Annotated in this window: 17 protein-coding genes; 6 read left to right on the top strand and 11 right to left on the bottom strand. The window is 59.6% G+C overall.

Annotation, left to right across the window (positions count from 1 at the left end; all coding sequences use genetic code 11):
• Positions 1-73: 73 nt before the first annotated feature.
• The 10 genes from ACZ9IM_RS02235 to ACZ9IM_RS02190 all read right to left on the bottom strand — a co-directional run bounded on the left by ACZ9IM_RS02235 (position 74) and on the right by ACZ9IM_RS02190 (position 18,000).
• Complete coding sequence (locus ACZ9IM_RS02235) at positions 74-3,802, bottom strand: beta strand repeat-containing protein (protein WP_476223279.1); 3,729 nt, start codon at positions 3,800-3,802, stop codon at positions 74-76.
• A 219-nt stretch (positions 3,803-4,021) separates the two neighbouring features.
• Entirely contained in the window at positions 4,022-7,594 is a 3,573-nt protein-coding gene (locus tag ACZ9IM_RS02230) for a glycosyltransferase (RefSeq protein WP_427627792.1), read from the bottom strand.
• 124 nt (positions 7,595-7,718) lie between these two features.
• On the bottom strand, positions 7,719-9,287 hold the full coding sequence (locus tag ACZ9IM_RS02225) for a flagellar hook-associated protein 3 (RefSeq protein ID WP_476223278.1): 1,569 nt from the start codon (positions 9,285-9,287) through the stop codon (positions 7,719-7,721).
• Positions 9,288-9,300: 13 nt separating this feature from the next.
• A complete protein-coding gene (flgK, locus tag ACZ9IM_RS02220; protein WP_427627789.1) occupies positions 9,301-11,361 on the bottom strand; it encodes a flagellar hook-associated protein FlgK in 2,061 nt (686 codons plus the stop codon).
• Positions 11,362-11,384: 23 nt separating this feature from the next.
• Positions 11,385-12,680: a flagellar assembly peptidoglycan hydrolase FlgJ gene (gene flgJ, locus ACZ9IM_RS02215; protein WP_476223277.1), complete on the bottom strand. Its 1,296-nt coding sequence runs from the start codon at positions 12,678-12,680 to the stop codon at positions 11,385-11,387.
• A gap of 11 nt (positions 12,681-12,691) precedes the next feature.
• Positions 12,692-13,801, bottom strand: a complete 1,110-nt coding sequence (locus ACZ9IM_RS02210; protein WP_305422688.1) for a flagellar basal body P-ring protein FlgI — start codon at positions 13,799-13,801, stop codon at positions 12,692-12,694.
• Between the two features lie 6 nt (positions 13,802-13,807).
• Positions 13,808-14,503 (bottom strand): flagellar basal body L-ring protein FlgH, encoded by a 696-nt coding sequence (gene flgH, locus ACZ9IM_RS02205; protein ID WP_052966739.1) that lies wholly within the window; start codon positions 14,501-14,503, stop codon positions 13,808-13,810.
• A gap of 52 nt (positions 14,504-14,555) precedes the next feature.
• Entirely contained in the window at positions 14,556-15,341 is a 786-nt protein-coding gene (flgG, locus tag ACZ9IM_RS02200) for a flagellar basal-body rod protein FlgG (protein ID WP_008011001.1), read from the bottom strand.
• 45 nt (positions 15,342-15,386) lie between these two features.
• Positions 15,387-16,127, bottom strand: coding sequence for a flagellar basal body rod protein FlgF (locus tag ACZ9IM_RS02195; RefSeq protein WP_008074885.1), 741 nt, complete (start codon positions 16,125-16,127; stop codon positions 15,387-15,389).
• A gap of 313 nt (positions 16,128-16,440) precedes the next feature.
• Entirely contained in the window at positions 16,441-18,000 is a 1,560-nt protein-coding gene (locus ACZ9IM_RS02190; RefSeq protein WP_007902506.1) for a sigma-54-dependent phenylalanine hydroxylase transcriptional regulator PhhR, read from the bottom strand.
• A gap of 448 nt (positions 18,001-18,448) precedes the next feature.
• Here ACZ9IM_RS02190 and phhA point away from each other — a divergent pair, with 448 nt between their 5' ends.
• The 6 genes from phhA to ACZ9IM_RS02160 all read left to right on the top strand — a co-directional run bounded on the left by phhA (position 18,449) and on the right by ACZ9IM_RS02160 (position 22,866).
• On the top strand, positions 18,449-19,234 hold the full coding sequence (phhA, locus tag ACZ9IM_RS02185) for a phenylalanine 4-monooxygenase (RefSeq protein ID WP_476223276.1): 786 nt from the start codon (positions 18,449-18,451) through the stop codon (positions 19,232-19,234).
• A gap of 105 nt (positions 19,235-19,339) precedes the next feature.
• Positions 19,340-19,696, top strand: a complete 357-nt coding sequence (locus tag ACZ9IM_RS02180; RefSeq protein WP_010457024.1) for a 4a-hydroxytetrahydrobiopterin dehydratase — start codon at positions 19,340-19,342, stop codon at positions 19,694-19,696.
• The gene (locus tag ACZ9IM_RS02175) at positions 19,696-20,889 is read left to right on the top strand and encodes an amino acid aminotransferase (protein ID WP_476223275.1); all 1,194 of its coding nucleotides are present in this window, start codon (positions 19,696-19,698) and stop codon (positions 20,887-20,889) included. Before ACZ9IM_RS02180 ends, ACZ9IM_RS02175 begins: the two co-directional genes overlap by 1 nt.
• Before the next feature lie 285 nt (positions 20,890-21,174).
• Complete coding sequence (locus ACZ9IM_RS02170; RefSeq protein WP_256348506.1) at positions 21,175-21,306, top strand: hypothetical protein; 132 nt, start codon at positions 21,175-21,177, stop codon at positions 21,304-21,306.
• 74 nt (positions 21,307-21,380) lie between these two features.
• Positions 21,381-21,563: a hypothetical protein gene (locus ACZ9IM_RS02165; protein WP_427627779.1), complete on the top strand. Its 183-nt coding sequence runs from the start codon at positions 21,381-21,383 to the stop codon at positions 21,561-21,563.
• 103 nt (positions 21,564-21,666) lie between these two features.
• A complete protein-coding gene (locus ACZ9IM_RS02160; protein WP_063342884.1) occupies positions 21,667-22,866 on the top strand; it encodes an MFS transporter in 1,200 nt (399 codons plus the stop codon).
• Here the strand turns inward: ACZ9IM_RS02160 and arfB are convergent.
• Positions 22,863-23,276, bottom strand: a complete 414-nt coding sequence (arfB, locus tag ACZ9IM_RS02155) for an alternative ribosome rescue aminoacyl-tRNA hydrolase ArfB (protein ID WP_427627775.1) — start codon at positions 23,274-23,276, stop codon at positions 22,863-22,865. The two genes, ACZ9IM_RS02160 and arfB, sit on opposite strands and share 4 nt — an antisense overlap.
• Between the last annotated feature and the right edge of the window lie 177 nt (positions 23,277-23,453).

Genomic DNA, 23,453 nt, shown 5'->3' with positions numbered 1-23,453 from the left:
CGGGTTCGCCCCCCCAAGCGAAAAGCGGACACCTTCAATCCCGTTGCAGGAGAGAAGGCGCCTGATTCAGGTATCAGCCGAACATGGCAAACGCATCACTGTTGGCCGGCAGGCTGAAGAGCTGTCCGTCCGCCGTCTGGATTTGCTCGATGGTATCGGAACCGGCAAACCAGTCCTTGAGCTGTACACCTTCCTGCGGAACCTCTCCTGGACTAACACTTGATCTGTGCAGGTAGAGATCATTACCGACACGATCAACCAGCAGTTCGGCACTACTGATGTACGACAGCACTATTTTGTCGGAGCCGCTGACACCATCGTCCTGGATCGTCACCAATGCCGAGGTGTTGACGTTGTAGGTATCGTCACCCTCGCCACCAAAGGCGGACCCGCTGGCTTGCAGCACCAATTTGTCATCACCCACACCACCAAACAGCGAAAAGCCCAAGCCCGTGCCGGTCAACAAATCATTGCCGTCACCACCGTCGGCCATGCCGTGAACCACCGTGATGACGTCGCCTCCCGCTTCACCATAAGCCTGGCTACCCTCGTCGTTGGCAGCGGTGACGATGGTGTCGTTGCCATTGCCGCCATACAAGGTGTCAGCCTGCGGCCCATTGATCAGACCATCCAGCGTGAATGGCCCGATCGGGGACACCAGCCCGCCATAGAGGTAGTCGTTGCCGTCGCCACCGTAGATGACGTCGTTACCCAACCCGCCTTCAAGGTAGTTGACGCTGGCATCACCGGTCAGGGTGTCATCGAAGTGACTGCCCACTACGCGCTCGATGTTGCTCAATACATCACCTTGCGCATCGCCGCCCTGATTGACGCCCGTCAACAGGTTGATGTTCACGGCGGTGGCACTGGTGATGTACCAGGCACTGTCCAGACCTTCGCGCCCATCGATCACATCCGCACCGGCACCACCGATCAAAATGTCGACGCCGGTCGATCCGGACAACGTGTCGCCAAAGTTGCTGCCCTGGAATATCTCGATCCCGGTGTAGGTATCACCAGCAGCGTCGCCGGTGTTGGCTTTGGTTTTCAGGTCGATGTTCACGGCACTGTCGGATTGCTCATAGGTGACCAGATCTTGGCCGCCTGCACCATCCAGACCCATCGCAGTGGTACCGCCATAGAAGGTGTCGTTGTAGTTCGACCCTCTGATCACTTCAATTGCGGTGAAGGTGTCGCCTGCCGCGATCCCGGAATGCACACCCGTCTTCAGGTTGATACTCACCGCCACGGTACTGTCGAGATAACCCGCAGTGTCGAGGCCGGCTCCACCGATAAACTGGTCGGCCCCCGCGCCGCCGTACAGGGTGTCGTTGCCCGAGCCACCGGTGATGATGTTGTCGCCAGCATTACCCCAACCGGTGAACGCGCCAGTGCCGACGAAGGTCAGGCGCTCGATGTTGGCTGCCATATACGTGTGGCTGGGATTGACCAACGACACACGCATTTCATCGTTGCCGCCATCGGCTTGCTCGACGATGGTCGGCGTGGCGCTGCTGTTGATGTAGTAGATATCATCGCCGGCACCGCCTTCCAGCCTGATCGCAGGTGCAGTGTGATCCGGATCGACGGTGAACGTGTCGTTGTATGCCGAGCCGATGACGTTCTCGATATTGGCCAGGGTGCTGCCTTCGGCATCCCCTCCTGTACCAGCGATGCCTGTGCCAAAGCGAACCTCAACGTTTACCGCGGCAGCCGACGCCGAGTAATCGACCGTGTCGGTACCGACCCCGCCATCGAAGTCCATGCCCCGGCCATCGCCGACAAAGGTGTCGTTGAGGTTGGAGCCCTTGATCGCTTCGATGTCGGTGAAAGTGTCTCCCGCCGCGATCCCTGAATACACACCGGTCTTCAGGTTGATGCTCACCGCCACTTTGCTGTCGGTATAGCCGACGGTGTCATAACCGGCACCACCGATGAACTGGTCGGCGCCCACGCCACCGTACAGCGTATCGTTGCCCGAAGCGCCGGTGATGATGTTGTCGCTGGCGTTGCCCCAACCGGTGAACGCGGCAGTGCCGACATAGGTCAGACGCTCGATATTCTCCGCCATGTAGGTGTTGTTGGGGTTGATCACCGACACGCGCACTTCGTCATTGCCGCCACCGGCCAGTTCGACGATGGACGCTGTAGCGCCATTGTTGATGTAGTAGATATCGTCGCCGGCACCGCCTTCCAGCCTGATCGCAGGTGCAGTGTGATCCGGGCCGACGGCGAACGTGTCGTTGAACGCCGAACCGATGACGGTTTCGATGTTGGTCAGGGTGCTGCCTGCGGCATCGCCACCGGTACCGACCATGCCCGTACCAAAACGGACTTCAACGTTTACTCCGGCGGCCGACGTCGAATAGTCGACCGTATCGGTGCCAACTCCGCCGTCGAAGTCTATGCCCCGGCTATCGCCGACAAAGGTATCGTTGTAGTTCGAACCCTTGATCGCCTCGATGTCGGTGTAGGTGTCACCCGTCGCAATGCCGGTATTCGCACCGGTTTTCAGATTGACCGTCACGCCGGCCGTACTGTCCGTGTAACTCACGGTGTCCAACCCGGAACCGCCGATGAACTGGTCGGCGCCCGCGCCACCGTACAGCATATCGTTGCCCGAACCGCCAGTGATGATGTTGTCGCTGGCGTTGCCATAACCAGTGAAGGCCTGGCTGCCGGTATAGGTCAAACGTTCTATGTTCGCCGCCAGGACGGTGCCGACGGGATTGATCACCGACACGCGCACTTCGTCATTGCCGCCACCGGCCAGTTCGACGATGGACGCTGTAGCGCCATTGTTGATGTAGTAGATATCGTCGCCGGCACCGCCTTCCAGCCTGATCGCAGGTGCAGTGTGATCCGGGCCGACGGCGAACGTGTCGTTGAACGCCGAACCGATGACGGTTTCGATGTTGGTCAGGGTGCTGCCTGCGGCATCGCCACCGGTACCGACCATGCCCGTACCAAAACGGACTTCAACGTTTACTCCGGCGGCCGACGTCGAATAGTCGACCGTATCGGTGCCAACTCCGCCGTCGAAGTCTATGCCCCGGCTATCGCCGACAAAGGTATCGTTGTAGTTCGAACCCTTGATCGCCTCGATGTCGGTGTAGGTATCGCCCGCCGCAATGCCGGTATTCACACCGGTTTTCAGATTGACCGTCACGCCAACCGTACTGTCGGTGTAACCCACAGTATCCAGCCCGGCACCACCAATGAACTGGTCGGCGCCCGCGCCACCGTACAGCGTGTCGGCGCCCGAACCGCCGGTGATGATGTTGTCGCTGGCATTGCCCCAACCGGTGAAGGCCTGACTGCCGGTATAGGTCAATCGCTCGATGTTCGCCGCCAGGACAGTGCCGCTGGGGTTGATCACCGAGACGCGCACTTCATCATTGCCGCCACCCGCCAATTCGACGATGGTCGCTGTAGCAGCGTTGTTGATGTAGTAGATATCGTCGCCGGCACCGCCTTCCAGCCTGATCGCGGGTGCGGTGTGATCGGGCCCGACGGCGAAAGTGTCATTGAACGCCGAACCAATGACGGTTTCGATATTGGTCAGGGTATCCCCCTCCGCATCGCCGCCGGTGCCTGCCATGCCTGTACCAAAGCGGACTTCAACGTTTACTCCAGCGGCCGACGCCGAGTAATCGACCGTATCAGAACCGGTGCCGCCATCCAGCTTGTCCGCACCGGCACTCCCTTTGATCACATCATTGCCACCCAAGGCATAGATCTCGTCATCCCCACTGGTACCTGTCAGCGTATCCACGCCGTTTGTCCCGTTTATCACTGCCATTTCGACTTCTTCCTTGCCATGTTGTTGAACCAGATACCTTTCCCGTAGCGATGTTTAAACCCGCATCGCAGAAGGGTCTTTCATATAAACGAAGCTGTGGTGCCTTTATCGACCCAAACCAATCCGGGCTTGAGCCGGCTACAACAAAAATTCGTGGTGTGTTCGACACAAACAAAACAGGCGGCCCAAGGCCGCCTGCAGATGCACATCCATGTCCGATCAGTTTGGCAACCAGCCCTCGGCCCAGTAGTTGAGGTTGTTGCCCTTGAGCATGTAATCACGCAGCACTTCCTCACGCAGTGCGTCGCCCATGCGATAGCTCGCATCAGGGTCGGACAGGTGCATGCGGATTGCCTCAAGCCATTCCTCGGTGCTGTTGCTCACTACCTTGGTGCAGGGCAGATAGCCGCGGTAGGCCTCGGTGTCGGTGCAGATCACCGGGTAACCGCAGGCACCGTACTCCAGCAGACGCAGGTTGCTCTTGCAGTCGTTGAAGATGTGAAACTCCAGTGGCGCCAGCGCCAGGTCGAGGTTCAGGCTGGCCAGTTTGGCCGGATAAGCCTGCAGGCCGATGCTGGGATGGAACTCATGGACAAACGGGCGCAAAGCTTGCGGACACATGCCGAAGAACACCCATTCGACCTCGTTGGCCAGCAGGCGTACCACGTCCGCAATGATGGCCAGATCTCCATCATGGCTCGTCCCACCGCCCCAACCCACACGAGGCTTGCCAGAGGTGCGGCGCTGACTGGTAAGCCCGCTCCAGAGATGCGGCGCCAGCATGTTCGGAACGACCCGGATATCGTGATGCATGTCACGCAATGCGTCGGCCAAAGGCTGGGTCGAGACCACAACCCGATCACACAACCCTATGCCACGGCGCACTATTTTATCGACCCCGACCTCGGCCTTACGCAAGTGCGCGTTCTTTTTCGGAACATCAATCACATAATCGTCAAGTTCGAAGATGCGCAAAGCGTGCGAGCAGTTTTTGACTCGCTCAACCTCATCGACCGCATTCTGGCTATAGCGCCCCTGCAACACGATCACGTCGGGAGAGCACCGCTCAAGGTCAATGTCTGTCGGCGTGTGATAACTCAAGTGCCCCACTACGCGCCCGGCCGCCTCCAACTCAAGGAACGGCTGAGCGACCCGGTAATGGCCCACTGCGGTGGTATTGATTGGAATCGCCAGGATTTTGGGCAAAAGCTGACGCGAGAACGGGTCCCAGCCATCCTTGAATCCCGGCTCCAGACTGAAGTTGCTGGTGCCCAGGCTCAGATTGGGGTTGTAGGCCGGATCCCTGGCCACCACAGGCAACCATCGCTGGTAAAAACTTTTCTGCTCGGCTTGCAACACCCTTGGAGCGGGATTGAAGGCAGAGGATGGCACCACTCGCATCAATTCGGCGTAGGGAGTCCACACCACCAGGTATCCGTTTTGCTTAACACGCAGGCAAAAGTCAGCGCCATTGAGTGCTTGCGCCAGATTTTGCTCGTCCAGGCCATGCAATTCGTCAAAAACCTTCTTGCGCACAAGCAGGCAATCGATGCCCACTGCACTGAAGTTCTGCACCGTCTGCTGGCGCTGCATGTAACCCGGCGTGTTGAGCGGCTCGCCACGATTGGGAACACCGACGGCCCCCCGTAACCCCAGTACCTGGGCCGTTCCCTCGATACGTCCTTGCGGACTCACCAGACGACCGCCGACCACACCGACTTCCGGACGCTGAGCGTGATTGAGCAACTCGTCGAGCCAATCAGGGCTCACCACGACACTGTAGGAACTGAGAAACAACAGATAGTCGCCACGAGCGTGGCCGGCAGCGAAGTTCTGTACTGCCGCCAGATTGTCACCTTGATCACAGCGCAACACCCGAAGTTTGTCACTGCCCATTTGCTCCATGGCCGACAGCCAGTTGCAGGTATCAACGGCAGTACTGCCGTTGTCGACAATGAGAACTTCATAGCGTTGGCAGGCGGTTTTCTCCAACAGACTTTCGACGCAACGCTCCAGGGAACTCAGTTCGTCGCGGGTCACAATGATGATCGAGACCATGGCCGGCTCATCATGCAGATAATCCACACGATTGATCATCGGCTGGCTGCCGGGGCGAATTCGGTGCGGTGCGCCGAGCCGCTGCAGATGCGCGCCCAGCACGCGAGGGTTCTGCTCGATAATCTGCGGCTGCGTGAGCCACTGGGATAGGCACTGAGCGGACTCCACGAGCACTTCAGCAATGTGCCCGATCGCGTGCGGCCCGTTACTCTCCACCAGTCGCCAGACCAGATCATGCACACCCAGCTCGCCAAAACCGTCTTGCATGCCACCCAGCTCGATCAACCGCTGCCGCTGCAGGGCCAGCACGCGGCCGACATAGGGAAAGCTGCGCATCAGATCCAGGTTGAAGTCCGGCTTGAACACCGGCTCGACCGAGACGTCATCACGCAATCCGCCCTCGTCACTGTAGAGGCAGCGCACATCAGGCATTTCCACCATGCGCTCTGCCAGCAACAGCAAAGCCAGTTCATTCAAGCGGTCACCCGCGCGAACCAGATAGATCCAGTCTGCGTTGTCCAACTGAATGAGCAGGCGATTGAATTGAGCAACCGGCTCATCATCCAGACGCATATAACGCACACCGTCGCATGGTTCGTGCTGCAATTGGGACAGCACTACCACTTGCTCGGCGGCGTAGGTCTGATGACGAATACTCTTGAGTGTCTCTTCCAGCGCCGGAACATCGCCTTCGCTATCGAGAACAATCGGCACGATGCGCGGACGCCAGTGCCAACCTTGCAAACGGGCGTCGAGCAAACGTTGCTGGGCCGGTTTCAAACGACGGCACGACAGCCATTCCCGGTACATGTCGGCAAAGCTGCCGCACTCGACGCCTACCCGGGTGTGCACCATCGTTTGAATGAAGCCCAGTTGCCGGCCCAGCGCGGTTTCTTCCCAGGCATAGGCGTGCCCCTCAACCGCATCGGCCAGTGCCAGATAACGAACCCAGCCCGGCGCAGGCGCCGGCTCACCACTGCGCAAGGCAAGCATTTGCTTGAGCCAGTCAAGCTCTGTCATAACCGCAGCCTTGACTGGCGACTGATCGCTCAGCCGCGCTGGATGCAAACGCTCAAGGCTCAACACCTGCCCCACCACCACCAGATTGCCACGCCGTAGCAGGCAGGCAAACAAGGCGAAGTCCAGACACGCGATAAAACCTTCGCCAATCTGAGTCAGGGCCGGCAAATACTCCAGCGCATGCCGGGTTCGCAACAACGCCCCGCTAAGGCCACTGAGAAAGTTGATCAGACTGCTTTCCAGAACGCCCAGCAGATCCTCACCCTTGAACAAGGTGACACCCGTAGAAAAACAGCAATTTTCCACACGGTCGGAAAGCAGGATGTAATCACCGTCGTAAAACTGCCGCTGGCCGATCACCAGGTTGACGTCTTCGTGGTCGATGAAGCCGACGATCTGCTGAGTGATGCACTCAGGGAGCAGTTGGTCGTCGTCGCACAGCAACTTCAGATAGTCACCGCTGGCCTCTTGCGCACAGGCCATGAGGTTAGCCTGAAAACCCAGGCGCTGCGGATTGCGCACATAGCGCAAGCGAATCGAGACAGGCACCTCACAGGCTTCGACGATCTTGCGGATCTCGTTACCGCCACTGTCATCGCAGACGATCACTTCAAGATTGGCGTAGGTCTGATTCAGCGCGCTTTGCAGCGCCGTCTGGAAGAACTGCGGGTTGAACGCGGGAATGGCGATGGTGACAAGCGGTGCTGGTTTCACGGCGGGAGAACTCGCGAGCGGCGGGAGCTTACTTCAACGAAGTGAAACTCCCCGAACCGCTGAATAAAGACGGTTTGCACTCGGCAGTCGCAAGCCTTCGCGAGATCATCGCGAAGGCCCTGACTCAGACTTTGTTGAACAGCCCCAACTGGGCGATCTTGCTGAACGCCAGTTGCGAAGCTTGCAGCATGGTCTGCTGCAGAGTCAGGCGGGTCATCACTTCAGCCGCATCGGAATCGCGAATGGCCGACTGGGTCTGGGTATTGGCGAGTGCCAGACTCTGGTTGATATCGGTCTGAGTCACCAATGACGCACCGCGACCGCCTACAGAACTGATACTGGAAGCCAGTTGATCGATACCGCTGGACAGGTTGCCAATACCGGCAGTGACTGCAGCGTTCATTTGCTGAATGGCAATCGGATTATTATTGGTTGGCGTCGACAGCGCTGTTTTCAGCTGGCTGACGGTGTCCAGAATGTTTTGGGTCTGGTGCGTGTTGACCGCCACAGAGAACTGATCGCCTGCACCCGGCGTACCGGCCACGGTGAACGAGACACCCGACGCTGTCGCGGTCGTACCGGCCATGGTACCGGTGGACACCGGTTTACTATTGGCGGTCACCGGCGCGGCATAGAGTTCGAAATTCGTGGCACTGGTGAACTTGAGAATCGCCCCGCCGCCCGGAAAACTGGCGTGGTAGTCGGTGCTGTTAGTCACAGAGGCGTCGGTCACCAGTGCGGTCGACGGGTTACCCGGGCTGCGCGAAGTGTTGAAACTGTCCGGCTTGGCTGTCAGTGTGAAGCTGTGCCCGGTGATCACGGTTCCCGGGGCATCCCCCGCTTGCAGGTTGATGTTCAACTTCAGATCAATGCCACGAAAACTGACAGTCTGTGTGGCCGCACCACTGGTGGAACTGAACACGCCGTTCTGACTGGCCTCAGCGGTGACATCATTACCTAACGAGTCAGTAATTTGCAGCTGCGTGCCGCTGAGGAAATTCACGGTGTAAGGCTCACCGCTGCGGAACTTGGCGTTGTAGGTGACATCGGATTCGACCTGACCGTTGGACAACACCACACGACCATCATCGATCGCAGGCGCGTTGAGCGTGGTCTGAGTCCGGGTGGTATTGATTGCCTGCTGGAACACGTCCCAACCGGTGCTGTTGGTAGCCATCGACTGGGTATCGCCGATCGGCAGATCCAGCGTGACCTGATCACCGTTGTAGGTGTAGCTGCCATCAGTGTTACGGGTGAACGGCACCACATCGCCCTTGGAACCGGAGAAGATGTACTTGCCGTTTTCATCCTTGGTGTTCATCAGGCTGAGCAGTTGCTCTTCAATCTGCCCCAGTTCGGAAGCGTTGGCCTGGCGGTCGGCATCGGTATAGCCGGCGTTGCCAGCGCCCAGCGCCAGCTCTTTGGCGCGTTGCAGCACGTTGCCGATGCTGGTCATCACCGCTTCGGTCTGACCGAGAGTGCCTTTGATGGTGGTCATGTTGGCCGAATACTGATCAAGCATCGAAGCCTGCTGACCCAGTTGCAGCAAACGCGAAGCGCCGACCGGATCATCCGCCGCGGTATTCACACGAACCAGGCTGCTGGCCTCTTCGCTGCTCTTGACCACGTTGGCGAAGTTCTTCTGATAGTTGGCGGCAGAGGACTCGTAAAACTGGGCGGTAGAAATGCGCATGGGCTACGACTCCTTAAAGACTGTTGATCAGTGTGCTGAAGATTTCCTGCGCAGCCTTGATGATCTGCGAAGACGCGGTGTAGTACTGCTGATACTTGACCAGGTTGCCGGTTTCCTCATCGAGGTCGACACCGGACAACGAGTCGCGAGCGCCCTTGGCGTTGGCCAGGATCGCTTCGGTGGCAGCGCTGTCGAGCTTGCCTTGGGCCGCCTTGGCGCCAACACCCGAGACCAGTTTGCCGTAGGCATCGTTCAGGGAAATACCGTTACTGGCCGAACCGGTGTCCACGGTCTGCCTGGTCTGCAAGCCGGCCAGTGTGGTGCCGTTACGGTTGTCCAGCGAACCCGGTTGGCTGAGCGAGACGTTGATCCCGGTGCCGTTAGCTGGTGAACCGGCCACGGTCATGTCAAACGACACAGTGCGCTGCACAACTGGCGGTCCCGGGTCATTGATCGCAGCGCCGCTGGCGTCGACCAGTGGAATGGTCAAGCTCAGCGTATTGTTCTGGCCCGGCACGATGGTGCCTGTGCTGAGCGAGTTGCCTTGGGCATCGAGCATTTCATAAGTCTGGGTCGTACCACCCGCCGCGCCGAACACAATCTTGACCGGAGTCGACGTCTTCAGACCGTTCTGGATCGTGGTGGTGGTCGCCGTGTCGTAGATATCGAACTTCGTGGTCAGGGTCGGTTGACCGCTGGCCGGAATCGTCAGTGTGCCGCTGCCGCCCGCAGCAATGGCCGCGCCCAACGGTGCCGCGATGGCCAGACGTTTGGAGTCGGTCATCTCGGTCTTGATGGTGGTCGCCGCGTTGCGGGTCGGGGTGATCTTGAAGGTGTCGCCGGCGGCTGCGGTGCCACCGGTGAGCTTCATCGAGAAACCATCGACCACTGGCGGCGGCGTGGTCAGCGTACTGAACGCGCCCATGGCGGTGCCTTCAGGCAGGCGCTGCACGGTGTAGTTCGTGGCGCTGGTGAAGGTGACCTTGTAATCGTTGATGGTCAGCTTGCCGCTGTCCTCGATGCTCACCTCGAAGTTGCCCGAGCCGGCGCTATTGCCGACCGTGGCGACGCTGCGCTGAGCCATTTGCGCGGCACTGTTGATGCTGTTGAACAGGTTCGAACCGAAGTCACCGTTCTTGTCGATGCCCTGGGCCTGGATGGTATTCATCTGATCGGCGACGACCAGCGCCACACGCCCCAGCTCGTTCATGGCCGGGTCCAGCACGGTGCTGCGATAGCGCAGCAAGCCGCCCATTTCACCACCGGTCATCACCGAAGTGATGTCGATGGTGCTCGAACCACGATTGAGCTGAATGGCCGAGCGCGAAGGGTCGTCTTTGCTCGGCACCACTTCCAGCTTGCTGGCGGTGCTGCCCATGACCAGCGGCTGACCGCTGCCCAGGTAAATGTCGAGGTTACCGTCACGCTCCATCACCTGCGCACCGGTGAAAGTGGACAATTGACGTACGGTCTCGTTGCGCGCATCGAGCAAGTCGTTAGGCTGGCCGCCGGCTTTGGAAACTTCAGAAATCTTCTGGTTCAGCTGGGCCACGGTGGCCGCCAGCTTGTTGATCTGATCGGCCATGTCCGTCAGGTTGCCGTTGATGTTCGCGTTCTGCGTCGTCAATTGGCTGGAGATCGAGTTGAACCGGTTGCTCAGGGCTTGCGCATCGCTGAGCAGCAGTTGCCGGGAAGCATCGTCACCCGGTTTGGCATTGACGTTCTGTACCGAGGCGAAGAACTTGGTCAAGGCGCCATTGAGGCCTGTGCCGCTGTCCGACAGCAAGGCATCGAGCGGGCTGATCTGCCCGGCGTAGGCAGCCGAGTCGCTGTTAAGCGAAGTGGTGGTCTGCAGCTGCGCATCGAGGTAGCTGTTGTACACCCGACGTACATCAGCGAGGGTCGTACCGCTGCCGATAAAGACATTGCCGAACTGATTCGAGGCCTTGGTGCCTTGCACGGTTTGTTGGCGTGAATAACCGGAGGTGTCGGCGTTGGCAATGTTATTACCGGTAACCATCAACGCGGTTTGGCCCGCGGATAAACCCGACATCCCGATATTGAGCAAACTCATGGTTCAGACCTTATGCCTTATGCCTATAAAGGCGTAGTGGAAGCGCCCGCCGCAGCGTAGTTTTGGTAACTCGTCATCTGCTTGGCTATCTGCGAAATCTTGCTTGCGTAATCCGGGTCGGTTGCATACCCGGCTTTTTGCAACTCGCGTACAAACTGTTCTGGGTTATCGGCCGACTTCAGCACATCTTGATAGCGATTATTGCTTTGCAGCAGCGTTACAAGGTCATGGAAGCTGTCTTTGTAAGAGCCGTAGGAACGGAACTCGGCCGTCTCCTTGACCATCTCGCCGTTTCTGAATTCGCTGGTGATCGCCCGCGCCGAATCGCCCTTCCAGTTACTGCTGGCCTTGATGCCGAACAGGTTGTGGCTGCTGCCATCCTGGGCGCGCATGACCGATTTGCCCCAACCGGTTTCCAGGGCAGCCTGAGCCACCAGGTAACGTGGATCGACACCGATACGGTCGGCAGCTTCTTTGGCCATTGGCAGCATGGTGTTGACGAATTCGTCGGCGGAACTGAAGGCTTTCTTCGCCGGCGCCAGGGGTATTTGAGCCATGGAACGCCCATAAATCTGCAGGCGCCCGCTGGCCGCTGTATCCGTTTGCCCAGCCAGCCAATCGCCGTTGTACAGAGGGCCGGAACCGGTCTTGGTGCTCTGCGGCATCTGGATAGTGTTCTGCGCCGTTGTGGCGGTTGTTGCAGCGGTCGATGCCGACGGCACCAGCCCGGCGAGCAAACGATCAGCCAGTTTCGGCGGCAGCGCCAGACGCCGCTGATTGATCAGCGCCATGTCATTGCGATGAGCGCCCTCGCCCGCGCTTGTCGGCGTCTTCACCGAGCGCGAAGCCCACAACGGGCGCTCACCATTGAGACGCGACAGCGGCCCGTTGGTGGCGACCGTACCGGCGGCAATCGGTGTTTCCACGGCGGCTTTCGCGGCAGCTTGCTTGGCGGCAGACGCTGCTGCCGCCTCACCCGGCGCCATCGGTTTGTTCTTCGACATCTGGCGCATCAGTACGTCCGCCAGGCCAATACCGCCGCCTTCGCGGGACAGGGAAACGGCCAACTGCTGGTCGTACATTTCCTGGTATTGCTTGGCTGCCGGCGTGTTGAGCGGGTTGTCCTGGCCCAGCGCTTCGGTGGCCGAACGCATGGACTTGAGCATTTCACCAAGAAATAGCGATTCGAATTCCTGCGCCACTTTGCGCATGTTCGCATCGCTGTTCTTGTCGCCGACCTTGAGCTGGTTCAGGCGATTCAGGTCCGAGTAGGAACCCGAATCGCTGCTGCTGACCAGACCGCTTTTGCGCATATCCATGGTCGCCGCCCTCAGATTACGATCAGATCGGCTTGCAACGCACCGGCCTGCTTCAGCGCTTCGAGGATCGCCATCAAGTCACCCGGTGCCGCGCCGACCTGGTTCACCGCACGGACGATTTCGTCGAGAGTGGTGCCCGGGCCAAACTTGAACATCGGCTTGGCTTCTTGCTGAGCGTTGACCCGCGAGCGCGGCACCACTGCCGTCTGCCCATTGGACAAAGGGCCGGGCTGGCTGACGATCGGGTCTTCGGTGATGGTTACGGTCAGGCTGCCGTGGGTCACGGCGGCCGGGGAAACCTTGACGTTCTGGCCGATCACGATGGTGCCGGTGCGCGAGTTGATGATGACTTTCGCCACCGCCTGGCCCGGGTCGACTTCGAGGTTTTCGAGGATCGACAAATAGTCGACCCGCTGGCTCGGGTCGAGTGGCGCAGTCACGCGAATCGAACCACCGTCGATGGCCTGAGCGACGCCAGGGCCAAGCATGTTGTTGATCTTGTCGACGATGCGCTTGGCGGTAGTGAAGTCCGAACGGTTGAGGTTCAGGGTCAGGCTGTTGCCCTGATTGAAACCGCTTGGCACGGCACGCTCGACCGACGCACCGCCAGGGATGCGACCGGCCGACGGAACGTTGACGGTGATCTTCGAACCGTCACGTCCTTCGGCATCGAAACCGCCAACCACCAGGTTGCCCTGAGCGACGGCGTAGACGTTGCCGTCGATCCCTTTGAGCGGCGTCAGCAACAACGTACCGCCACGCAGGCTCTTGGAGTTACCGATGGACGCAACGGTGATATCTATCTGTTGACCCGGCTTGGCGAACGCCGGCAGATCAGCACTGATCGACACCGCCGCGACGTTCTTCAATTGCACGTTGCCCGAACCTGCCGGCACCTTGATGCCGAACTGCGAAAGCATGTTGTTGAAGGTCTGCAGGGTGAACGGGGTCTGGGTCGTCTGATCGCCGGTGCCGTTAAGCCCGACTACCAGACCGTAGCCGATCAATTGGTTGGAACGCACGCCGGAAATACTGGCGATGTCCTTCAGCCGCTCGGCTTGAGCGTCGAAGGCCGCGGACAGCAAGAGGACGCCCACCATCAGGTGTTTAAGATTCAACATAGCCACCTAGAAAGGGAACAGCGGGCTGAGGAAGAAACGGTCGAACCAGCCTGGCTGACTCGCATCGGCAAACGCACCGGTGCCCGAATAGGTGATGCGTGCATCGGCGACGCGGGTCGACGACACGGTGTTGTCGGTGGCGATGTCATCGGCGCGAACGAGGCCGGCAATCCGCACCAGCTCATCACCGGTATTCAGGGTCAGCCACTTCTCGCCGCGCACGGCGATGATGCCGTTGGGCAACACGTCGGCGACGGTCACGGTGATCGAACCGGTCAGGCTGTTGCTCTGGCCGGACTTGCTGTCGCCCTTGGTGGCGCGGTCACCTTCATAACCGACGTCCAGACTCAGGCTACCGCTGCCCACTGGATCACTGGTGCTCAGGCCGCCCCCGAAAAACGAGCTCAGGCCGATGTCGGTCTTGCTGTTCTTGTCGATCTGCGAGTTGGCGTTCTTGCTCGCCTGGGTGCGCTCGTTCAGGGTGATGGTGATGATGTCACCGACCCGGAACGCCTTGCGGTCGCTGTACAGGTTCTGTTCGAAACCGGCCTGGTAGATCGAGCCGTTATTGGCGGCAGCCGGCAGCGGCGTGCGCGGCAACACCGGGGCGTAGTAAGGGTCATTGGGCTTGGGCGGCGGAGCGACGCAGCCCGCGAGCACGACGACCCCACTCAGTGCCAGAACAGATACAAAGCGATTCATGACCCTACCTCACGGTGTTGCAGGCGGCCTCATGGCCGCCTCATAGACTTGATTACAGATTCTGCGTTACGAACGAGAGCATCTGATCGGCGGTGGAGATCACCTTGGAGTTCATCTCGTAGGCGCGCTGAGTGGTGATCATGTTGACCATCTCTTCTACGGTGCTGACGTTCGAGGTTTCCAGAGTGTTCTGCAGCGTGGTGCCGAAACCGGCGAGGCCCGGGGTGCCGACTTGCGGCGCGCCACTGGCAGCGGTTTCCAGGAACAGGTTGTTACCCACCGCTTGCAGACCGGCCGGGTTGATGAAGTCGGCGGTTTGCAGGTTGCCGATCACCTGAGAGGCCGGGTTGCCGGCGACGGTGATGGACACGGTGCCGTCACGACCGACGGTGAAGGTCTGGGCGTCGTTCGGAATGACAATAGCCGGTTCAAGGGCGAAACCGCTGGCGTTGACGATCTGGCCGTTGGAATCCAGGTGGAACGTACCGTCACGGGTGTAGGACGTGGTGCCGTCCGGCTGCAGGATCTGGAAGAAACCGCGACCGTCGATGGCCATGTCCAACGGTTGCTCGGTGGTTTGCAGGCTGCCGGCGGTGAAGTTTTTCTGGGTGCCGACGATGCGCACACCGGTACCCACTTGCAGACCCGACGGCAATTCGCTGTCCTGGGTCGACTGGGCGCCTGGCTGGCGTTTGATCTGATACAGCAAGTCCTGGAACTCGGCGCGGTCACGTTTGAAACCCGTGGTCGATACGTTCGCCAGGTTGTTGGAAATGGTGGTGAGGTTGGTGTCCTGGGCGGACAGACCTGTTTTGGCAACCCATAGAGCCGGAAGCATTCGATTCTCCTCGTGCGCCTGTTTTACGGCGCGACGTTCTGATAATTAGCTGATCTGCAAGACCCGAGCCATGGCCTGGTCATCGTCTTTGGCGGTGTTCATCATCTTGATGTGCAGCTCGAACTGCTTGGCCAGCGCCAGCACCGAAGTCATTTCTTCCACGGCATTGACGTTGCTCGACTCAAGGAACCCGGACACCAGTTTGACGTTGGCATCGGCCTGCGCCGGCTTGCCGTCCTTGGTGTGGATCGAACCGTCCAGGCCTTTGGTCATGTTCTTGAAGTCCGGGTTGACCAGTTTGATGCGGTCGACTTCGGCCATCACCCGTGGACCTTCGCCCATCGCACGAATACTGATGGTGCCGTCTTCGCCGACTTCGATTTGCTGCTCGGGCGGCACGGCAATCGGCCCGCCATTGCCTACCACCGGCATACCGTTGCCGGCACGCAGCACGCCCAGGGCGTCAACGTTCAAGCTGCCGGTGCGCACGTAGCTTTCACCGCCATCGGGGTTCTGCACGGCGATCCAGCCGTTGCCTTGCACCGCGACATCGAGGTCGCGACCGGTTTCTACCAGCGAGCCAGGGGAGAAGTCGGTGGCCGGACGTTCGCTCATGGCAAACGCACGCGCCGGAAAGCTGTCACCAAACACTGGCATCGAACGAGCCTGTTCCAGGTCCTTCTGAAAACCGTTGGTAGAGATGTTCGCCAGGTTGTTGGCATGAGCCTTCTGCGCCAGTGCATTCTGGCTGGCGCCGGTCATTGCCACATAAAGGTACTTGTCCACACTCTTTCCTCTGCATGCCGGACGTTTGCCGCCCACCGCTGTACTGCTGAGCCATAAGCAATTTGCAGACCAACTTTTTTCTGGCGGCGCAGGGCCCGGCAAACAAAGGACTTGAGGGATTCAGAGGGGATTGGGGGAATGTATCGAAGACGAAAAACCGGCGGTGTTATGCCGCTTCGCGGCAATCCTCAGTTTCCGTCACCTGATCGTTCCCACGCTCTGCGTGGGAATGCAGCCCGGGACGCTCCGCGTCCCAAGAGCGGACGCAGAGCGTCCATTGAGGCATTCCCACGCAGAGCGTGGGAACGATCAGTCAGGTGTTGTCTTTACCAACCTCATACTCACGCAACTTATTGGCAATGGTCGTATGCGAAACCCCCAACCGCTTGCCCAGTTGCCGACTGCTCGGATGCTCGGAATACAAACGCTCCAGCACCGCTTTCTCAAAGCGCCCGACAATCTCGTCCAAACCACCCTCAAGCGAAAAATCGCCGAGGGGCTGACGCACACCGTAATCCGGCAGACGAATATGTTCAGCTTTGACCGTCCCGCCGTCGCACAGGGAAACCGCCTGGAACAGTACGTTTTCCAACTGTCGCACATTGCCCGGCCAGTGATAGTGACTGAGCCGTTCCATGGCCGCTGGCGCCAGTTTCGGCAACGGGCAACCGATCTGCCGACTGGCCTGATCGAGGAAGTGCTCCACCAGCGGCGCCAGTCCGTCGAGGCATTCGCGCAGCGGCGGGATGTGCAGCGAGAGCACGTTCAAACGGTGGTACAAATCCTGGCGAAACTCACCGCGAGCGCACAGCTCGGACAAATCCACTTGCGTTGCGCAGATCACCCGCACATCCAGATAGACCTCTTCATCGCTGCCGACACGACGGAAGCAACCGTCCTGCAGAAAGCGCAGCAATTTCACCTGCAAGCGAGGGCTCATTTCACCGACGCCGTCGAGGAACAACGTACCGCCCGCCGTCAGCTCCAACAGCCCAAGCTTGCCTTCGGCCCGCGCGCCTTCGAAGGCACCAGGACCGTAGCCGAACAATTCGGTCTCGGCCATGGACTCCGGCAGACCGGCACAGTTGAGCGCCATCAACGGTGACTGCCCACGCGGGCTCGCCAAGTGACAGGCCCGCGCCAACAACTCTTTGCCGGTGCCGGTTTCGCCTTCTATCAATAGCGGCGCATCCAGCGGGGCCATGCGCCGCGCTTCGCGCACCACCGCCGCCATCACTTTCGAGCTTTGGAAAATACTGTCGAAGCCGCGCAATTCCTGCTTGCGCACGTTATAGATGCGCTCGCCCACCCGGTCCGCCCGGTGCAACGTCAACACCGCACCGGCCATGGCCTCGCTTTCGTCATGCTCCGATTGCAGCGGCGCGATGTCGGCGAGAAACACATCGCCCTTGACCTTGACCCGCAAGCCGTTGATCCGTGACTTGTTGGCCCGCACCAGTTCCGGCAGATCGAAATCCTCGGCGTACCGCGACAGCGGAATCCCCGGCACCTCGTCCACCCGCACCCCGAGCAACTGCGCAGCCGCACGGTTGGCCGCGACGATGGAGCCGCCCATGTCGATCGACAGCACCGGAAACTCCAAGGCACCAAGCAAGGCATTGAGCTCCATGTGCCGACGCTCGCTGGGCATCAGCCCTACGCGCTTGACGCCGAATACTCCGCCAATCGCCTCAAACTTCGGACGCAACGCCTGAAACTGAATGTTGATCAGGTTCGGGCAGTGCAGGTAGATCGCATTGCCGTGCTCACCGCCCACTTCGCCGCGAGCGACGTTGATCCCGTACTCGACCAGCAGGTTGAGAATGTCGCGCAGAATACCGATGCGGTTCTGGCAGTGAACTTTGATACGCATATAAAGGCCCACAAAACGGTGAGTGAGGTTGATGCCGAGCGCACAACCTGTGGGAGCGGGCCGTGGTGAGGGGGCTTGCCCCCGTTTGAGTGCGCAGCACTCACAAGATCTTTGGCGCATCAGAGATTTTGGGGCTGCTTCGCAGCCCAACGGGGGCAAGCCCCCTCACCACAACCCGCTCCCACAGGGGTACTTGCCAGACCGACGTATTTTTCTGCCGAGGCACTCAAATAGTCGTCAAGATTATGTGACACCTGTGAGCCATTTCAAACCCGCAAATATCAATACTTGCGCCACAGCGATCAATCCGTAACGAATATTTTACGAAAAGTGCAGATTTTTCCTGCATGCAACGACAATCACCTGCTGCAACACCGCACGCCTTGGAGTATTTCTAGGTCCATAGCTGTACACACAACAAGAACGAATCCCCTAGCAGGAGAGCAGCATGAAGCAGACGCAATACGTGGCTCGTGAGCCCGATGCGCAAGGTTTTATCGACTACCCCGCCGAAGAACACGCGGTGTGGAACACGCTGATCACTCGCCAACTGAAAGTGGTCGAGGGCCGTGCGTGCCAGGAATACCTGGACGGTATCGAAAAACTCGGTCTGCCCCACGACCGCATTCCGCAACTCGGTGAAATCAACAAGGTCCTCGGTGAAACCACCGGTTGGCAGGTTGCCCGAGTCCCCGCACTGATTCCCTTCCAGACCTTTTTCGAATTGCTGGCGAACAAGCAGTTCCCGGTGGCGACGTTTATTCGTACCCGCGAAGAGCTGGATTACCTGCAAGAACCGGACATTTTCCACGAGATCTTTGGCCACTGTCCGCTGCTGACCACCCCCTGGTTTGCCGAATTCACCCACACCTACGGCAAACTGGGCCTACAGGCCTCCAAGGAAGAACGCGTGTACCTGGCGCGCCTGTACTGGATGACCATCGAGTTCGGCCTGGTCGACACGCCGCAAGGCCTGCGCATCTATGGCGGCGGCATTCTGTCCTCGCCCAAAGAAACCGTTTACTGCTTGTCGAACGAGCCTGAGCATCAGGCCTTCGACCCGCTGGAATGCATGCGCACGCCGTACCGCATCGACATTCTGCAACCGCTGTACTTTGTCCTGCCGAACCTCAAGCGCCTGTTCGATCTGGCCCACGAAGACATCATGGGCATGGTCAAGCAAGGTATGCAGCTGGGGTTGCGCGCGCCGAAATTTCCGCCAAAAGCCGCGTGACCCGCGTCTTTTGGCATCAAGTGAGTCTGTTACGGATCGCCGCTTTGCTTTAGCGTGGTCCCACTGACGACCGTTTTTCAAAACACTCGATTTCAGGAACACATCATGTCCACATTAAACCAAGCCCATTGCGAAGCCTGCCGCGCCGACGCCCCTCAGGTCAGCGACGAAGAATTGCCGATCCTGATCAAGCAGATCCCTGACTGGAACATCGAAGTTCGCGACAGCGTGATGCAGCTGGAAAAAGTTTTCCTGTTCAAGAACTTCAAACACGCGCTGGCGTTCACCAACGCCGTCGGTGAAATTTCCGAGGCCGAAGGTCACCACCCAGGCCTGCTGACCGAGTGGGGCAAAGTCACCGTGACCTGGTGGAGCCACTCCATCAAAGGCCTGCACCGCAACGATTTCATCATGGCCGCGCGCACTGACGAAGTGGCGAAGAACGCCGAGGGCCGCAAATAATGCATTTCGACGCCATCGGTCGAGTACCAGGCGACCCGATTCTCGGCCTGATGGAGGCCTTTGCGCAGGACCCTAACCCGCGCAAATTCGACCTTGGCGTGGGTGTCTACAAAGACGCCCAGGGCCTGACGCCAATCCCCGAAGCGGTGAAGCTCGCCGAGCAGCGCCTGGTGGATCGTCAGCCCACCAAGACCTACATCGGCGGTCACGGCGATGCAGCGTTCGGCAAGGTGATCAACGAGTTGGTGCTTGGCGCTGATTCAGCGCTGATCGCCGAACAACGGGCCGGCGCCACTCAAACGCCGGGCGGCACTGGCGCATTGCGTTTGAGCGCTGACTTCATCGCCCAATGCTTGCCGGGCCGTGGCGTGTGGTTGAGCAACCCGACCTGGCCGATCCACGAAACCATTTTCGCGGCGGCCGGGGTCAAGGTCAGTCATTACCCGTACGTGGGCAGCGACAACCGTCTCGATGTGGAAGCGATGCTGGCGGTGCTCAATCAAGCACCCAAAGGCGATGTGGTGCTGCTGCACGCATGCTGCCACAACCCGACCGGTTTCGATTTGTCCCATGACGATTGGCGTCGGGTGCTGGACGTGGTACGCAGTCGCGATTTGCTACCTCTGATCGACTTCGCCTATCAGGGGTTCGGCGACGGCCTGGAGCAAGATGCCTGGTCGACGCGGTTGTTCGCCGCCGAGTTGCCGGAAGTGCTGATCACCAGTTCCTGCTCGAAGAACTTCGGCCTGTACCGCGACCGCACCGGCGCACTGATTGTCTGCGCGAAAACCGCCGACAAGCTGGTGGATATCCGCAGCCAACTGGCCAACATCGCCCGTAACCTATGGTCGACGCCACCGGATCATGGCGCCGCCGTGGTCGCGACCATCCTCGGCGATCCAGAGCTGAAAAGCCGCTGGGCCGACGAAGTGGAAGCCATGCGTTTGCGTATCGCCCAGTTGCGCAGCGGTCTGGTCGAAGCACTTGAACCCCATGGCTTGCGCGAGCGATTTGCGCACATCGGTGTGCAACGCGGGATGTTTTCCTACACCGGTTTGTCGTCGGAGCAGGTCAAACAGCTGCGTGAACGCCACAGCGTTTACATGGTCAGCTCAGGCCGGGCTAACGTGGCGGGGATTGATGCGACACGCCTGGATCTGCTGGCAGAAGCCATCGCTGACGTCTGCAAATAACCCTCCCCCAATGATCGTTCCCACGCTCCGCGTGGGAATGCAGCCCGGGACGCTCCGCGTCCCAACAGCGGACGCAGAGCGTCCATTGAGGCATTCCCACGCAGAGCGTGGGAACGATCATCGCAGGCTCCACCAGCGCCTACACAGACCTGTCTAGACAATCCCATCCGTCGCAACAAATGGATATAAAAGTCTATTTGTCATTTCTCCTGCTGTATCCTGCGCAGGCTTTTTTAAAAGCGCGGATCTACCAGATCTATCAACAGACTTAGCGAGGAGCGCGACATGCACGAGATCCCTAATCTCCCCTTCCCAAGCCTGCACGAAACTGAGCAGACAACCACGCAACAAGCCGGTGCCCAACAGCCCGAGATGAAAGAAGCACCTGAACGCCGCCAGGCCGACAGCGAAGACTGATCCACCCGCACGACCAGACCGTGTGGAAAGCGCTAATATGCGCTTTCCACACCGCCTGAACCTTGAGCTTTCCCATGACCGACGAATTCAGTGCAACCCAGGCCAGCGTCCTGATCGGCACCGCCGAGAAGATGATCGAGATCTGGAACCGCCTTTCCCCCGAGAAACAAGCCGCGTTGCTGGCCCGCTTCGGCAGCGAAGAAAACGCCCTGGCCGCTCTGGTCACGACGCAACTGGTTGCCCCCGCCAAAACCTGACTCACCCCGCCTGGCAAATAGTTTTACTTTTTCACGCCCCGCGACCGTTCACGCCGCTATCATAAGCAGCCTATCTATCCTGCTGCCCCGTGGACCTTTACCCATGTCAGAAACCCAGCGCCCCATGGCGGTCACGCTGCAAGTCGTTTCCATCGTCCTGTTCACGTTCATCGGTTACCTGAATATCGGCATTCCCCTGGCTGTATTGCCGGGCTACGTCCACAGCGACCTCGGTTTCGGCGCCGTGATCGCCGGGCTGGTGATCAGCGTGCAATACCTGGCCACCCTGCTCAGCCGTCCTTACGCCGGGCGCATCATCGACAACAAGGGCAGCAAACTGGCGGTGATGTACGGCCTCGCCGGCTGTGGTTTGAGCGGTGTGTTCATGTTGATTTCGGCCTGGACGCAAAGCCTGCCGACATTAAGCCTGATCAGCCTGTTGATCGGCCGACTGGTGCTCGGCAGCGCGGAAAGCCTGGTCGGTTCCGGGTCGATCGGCTGGGGCATCGGCCGGGTCGGCGCAGCGAACACCGCCAAGGTCATCTCCTGGAACGGCATCGCCAGTTACGGTGCGCTGGCGGTCGGCGCGCCGCTGGGGGTGTTACTGGTGAGTCAACTGGGTTTGTGGAGCATGGGCGTGAGTATCGTGCTGTTGGCCGTTCTGGGTCTGGCGCTGGCCTGGCCAAAAACCGCCGCACCGATCGTTGTCGGCGAACGCCTGCCGTTCATGCACGTGCTGGGGCGGGTGTTTCCTCACGGTTGCGGTCTGGCCTTGGGTTCCATCGGCTTTGGCACCATCGCCACATTCATTACCCTGTATTACGCCACTCAGCAGTGGTCCAACGCGGTGCTGTGCCTGAGCCTGTTTGGCGCCAGTTTTATCGGTGCGCGATTGTTGTTCGGTAACCTGATCAATCGCCTCGGCGGCTTTCGCGTGGCGATTGCCTGCTTGTCGGTGGAAACCCTCGGACTGTTGCTGCTGTGGCTGGCACCCGATGCCCATTGGGCACTGGCCGGCGCGGCGCTGAGCGGTTTCGGTTTTTCGCTGGTGTTCCCGGCCTTGGGCGTGGAAGCGGTCAACCTGGTGCCCGCCTCCAGCCGTGGCGCGGCAGTCGGGGCGTATTCGTTGTTCATCGATTTGTCGCTGGGGATCACCGGACCGCTGGCGGGTGCGATTGCGGCTGGATTCGGGTTTGCCTCGATCTTCCTGTTTGCTGCGTTGGCCGCTTTGAGCGGATTGATACTAAGCGTTTACTTGTACCGGCAGGCGCCAAAGTATCGCGAAGAAAGAGAAGCGCGTTAAAAGTCGACCTTTCCGCGCCCAGCCTTGATGCTGCCGCGCTTGGTCTTGGATTCGAGCCGACGCTTCTTCGAACCGAGGGTCGGCTTGGTCGGACGGCGCTTCTTCTCGACTTTGGTGGCACTGAGGATCAACTCGGTCAGGCGCTCCAGCGCATCGGCGCGGTTCTGTTCCTGCGTGCGATATTGCTGAGCCTTGATGATCAACACGCCGTCGCTGGTGATGCGACTGTCACGCAGCGCCAGCAGCCGTTCCTTGTAGAACTCGGGCAAGGACGAGGCCGGAATGTCGAAGCGCAGGTGCATGGCGCTGGAAACCTTATTTACGTTCTGCCCACCGGCGCCTTGGGCGCGAATGGCCGTCAACTCGATCTCGGCATCCGGCAGATGCACGTTGTTGGAAATCACCAGCATGGAAAAAAATCCGTATTCAGAACAAGCAGGATACCGCGAATAGACAGAAGGAATGCGGCCCCTGTGGGAGCGGGGGGGGGGGGGGGGGGGGGCGAAAACCGGGTGGCCGGGTGGACCCCCCCGCCCCCAAGCCGGCCCCCCCCCCCCCCCCCCCCAATTTTTAAGGACACCCAAAAA

The sequence above is a fragment of the Pseudomonas sp. TE12508 genome (assembly GCF_056279485.1).
This window is presented reverse-complemented; position numbering and strand designations above follow the sequence as displayed.

Excerpts from the sequence above, each read along its gene's own strand:
- ACZ9IM_RS02235 (WP_476223279.1), bottom strand. The coding sequence starts at position 3,802 with ATGGCAGTGATAAACGGGACAAACGGCGTGGATACGCTGACAGGTACC.
- ACZ9IM_RS02225 (WP_476223278.1), bottom strand. The coding sequence starts at position 9,287 with ATGCGCATTTCTACCGCCCAGTTTTACGAGTCCTCTGCCGCCAACTAT.
- flgK (WP_427627789.1), bottom strand. The coding sequence starts at position 11,361 with ATGAGTTTGCTCAATATCGGGATGTCGGGTTTATCCGCGGGCCAAACC.
- flgJ (WP_476223277.1), bottom strand. The coding sequence starts at position 12,680 with ATGGATATGCGCAAAAGCGGTCTGGTCAGCAGCAGCGATTCGGGTTCC.
- ACZ9IM_RS02210 (WP_305422688.1), bottom strand. The coding sequence starts at position 13,801 with ATGTTGAATCTTAAACACCTGATGGTGGGCGTCCTCTTGCTGTCCGCG.
- flgH (WP_052966739.1), bottom strand. The coding sequence starts at position 14,503 with ATGAATCGCTTTGTATCTGTTCTGGCACTGAGTGGGGTCGTCGTGCTC.
- flgG (WP_008011001.1), bottom strand. The coding sequence starts at position 15,341 with ATGCTTCCGGCTCTATGGGTTGCCAAAACAGGTCTGTCCGCCCAGGAC.
- ACZ9IM_RS02190 (WP_007902506.1), bottom strand. The coding sequence starts at position 18,000 with ATGCGTATCAAAGTTCACTGCCAGAACCGCATCGGTATTCTGCGCGAC.
- phhA (WP_476223276.1), top strand. The coding sequence starts at position 18,449 with ATGAAGCAGACGCAATACGTGGCTCGTGAGCCCGATGCGCAAGGTTTT.
- ACZ9IM_RS02180 (WP_010457024.1), top strand. The coding sequence starts at position 19,340 with ATGTCCACATTAAACCAAGCCCATTGCGAAGCCTGCCGCGCCGACGCC.
- ACZ9IM_RS02175 (WP_476223275.1), top strand. The coding sequence starts at position 19,696 with ATGCATTTCGACGCCATCGGTCGAGTACCAGGCGACCCGATTCTCGGC.
- ACZ9IM_RS02170 (WP_256348506.1), top strand. The coding sequence starts at position 21,175 with ATGCACGAGATCCCTAATCTCCCCTTCCCAAGCCTGCACGAAACTGAG.
- ACZ9IM_RS02165 (WP_427627779.1), top strand. The coding sequence starts at position 21,381 with ATGACCGACGAATTCAGTGCAACCCAGGCCAGCGTCCTGATCGGCACC.
- ACZ9IM_RS02160 (WP_063342884.1), top strand. The coding sequence starts at position 21,667 with ATGTCAGAAACCCAGCGCCCCATGGCGGTCACGCTGCAAGTCGTTTCC.
- arfB (WP_427627775.1), bottom strand. The coding sequence starts at position 23,276 with ATGCTGGTGATTTCCAACAACGTGCATCTGCCGGATGCCGAGATCGAG.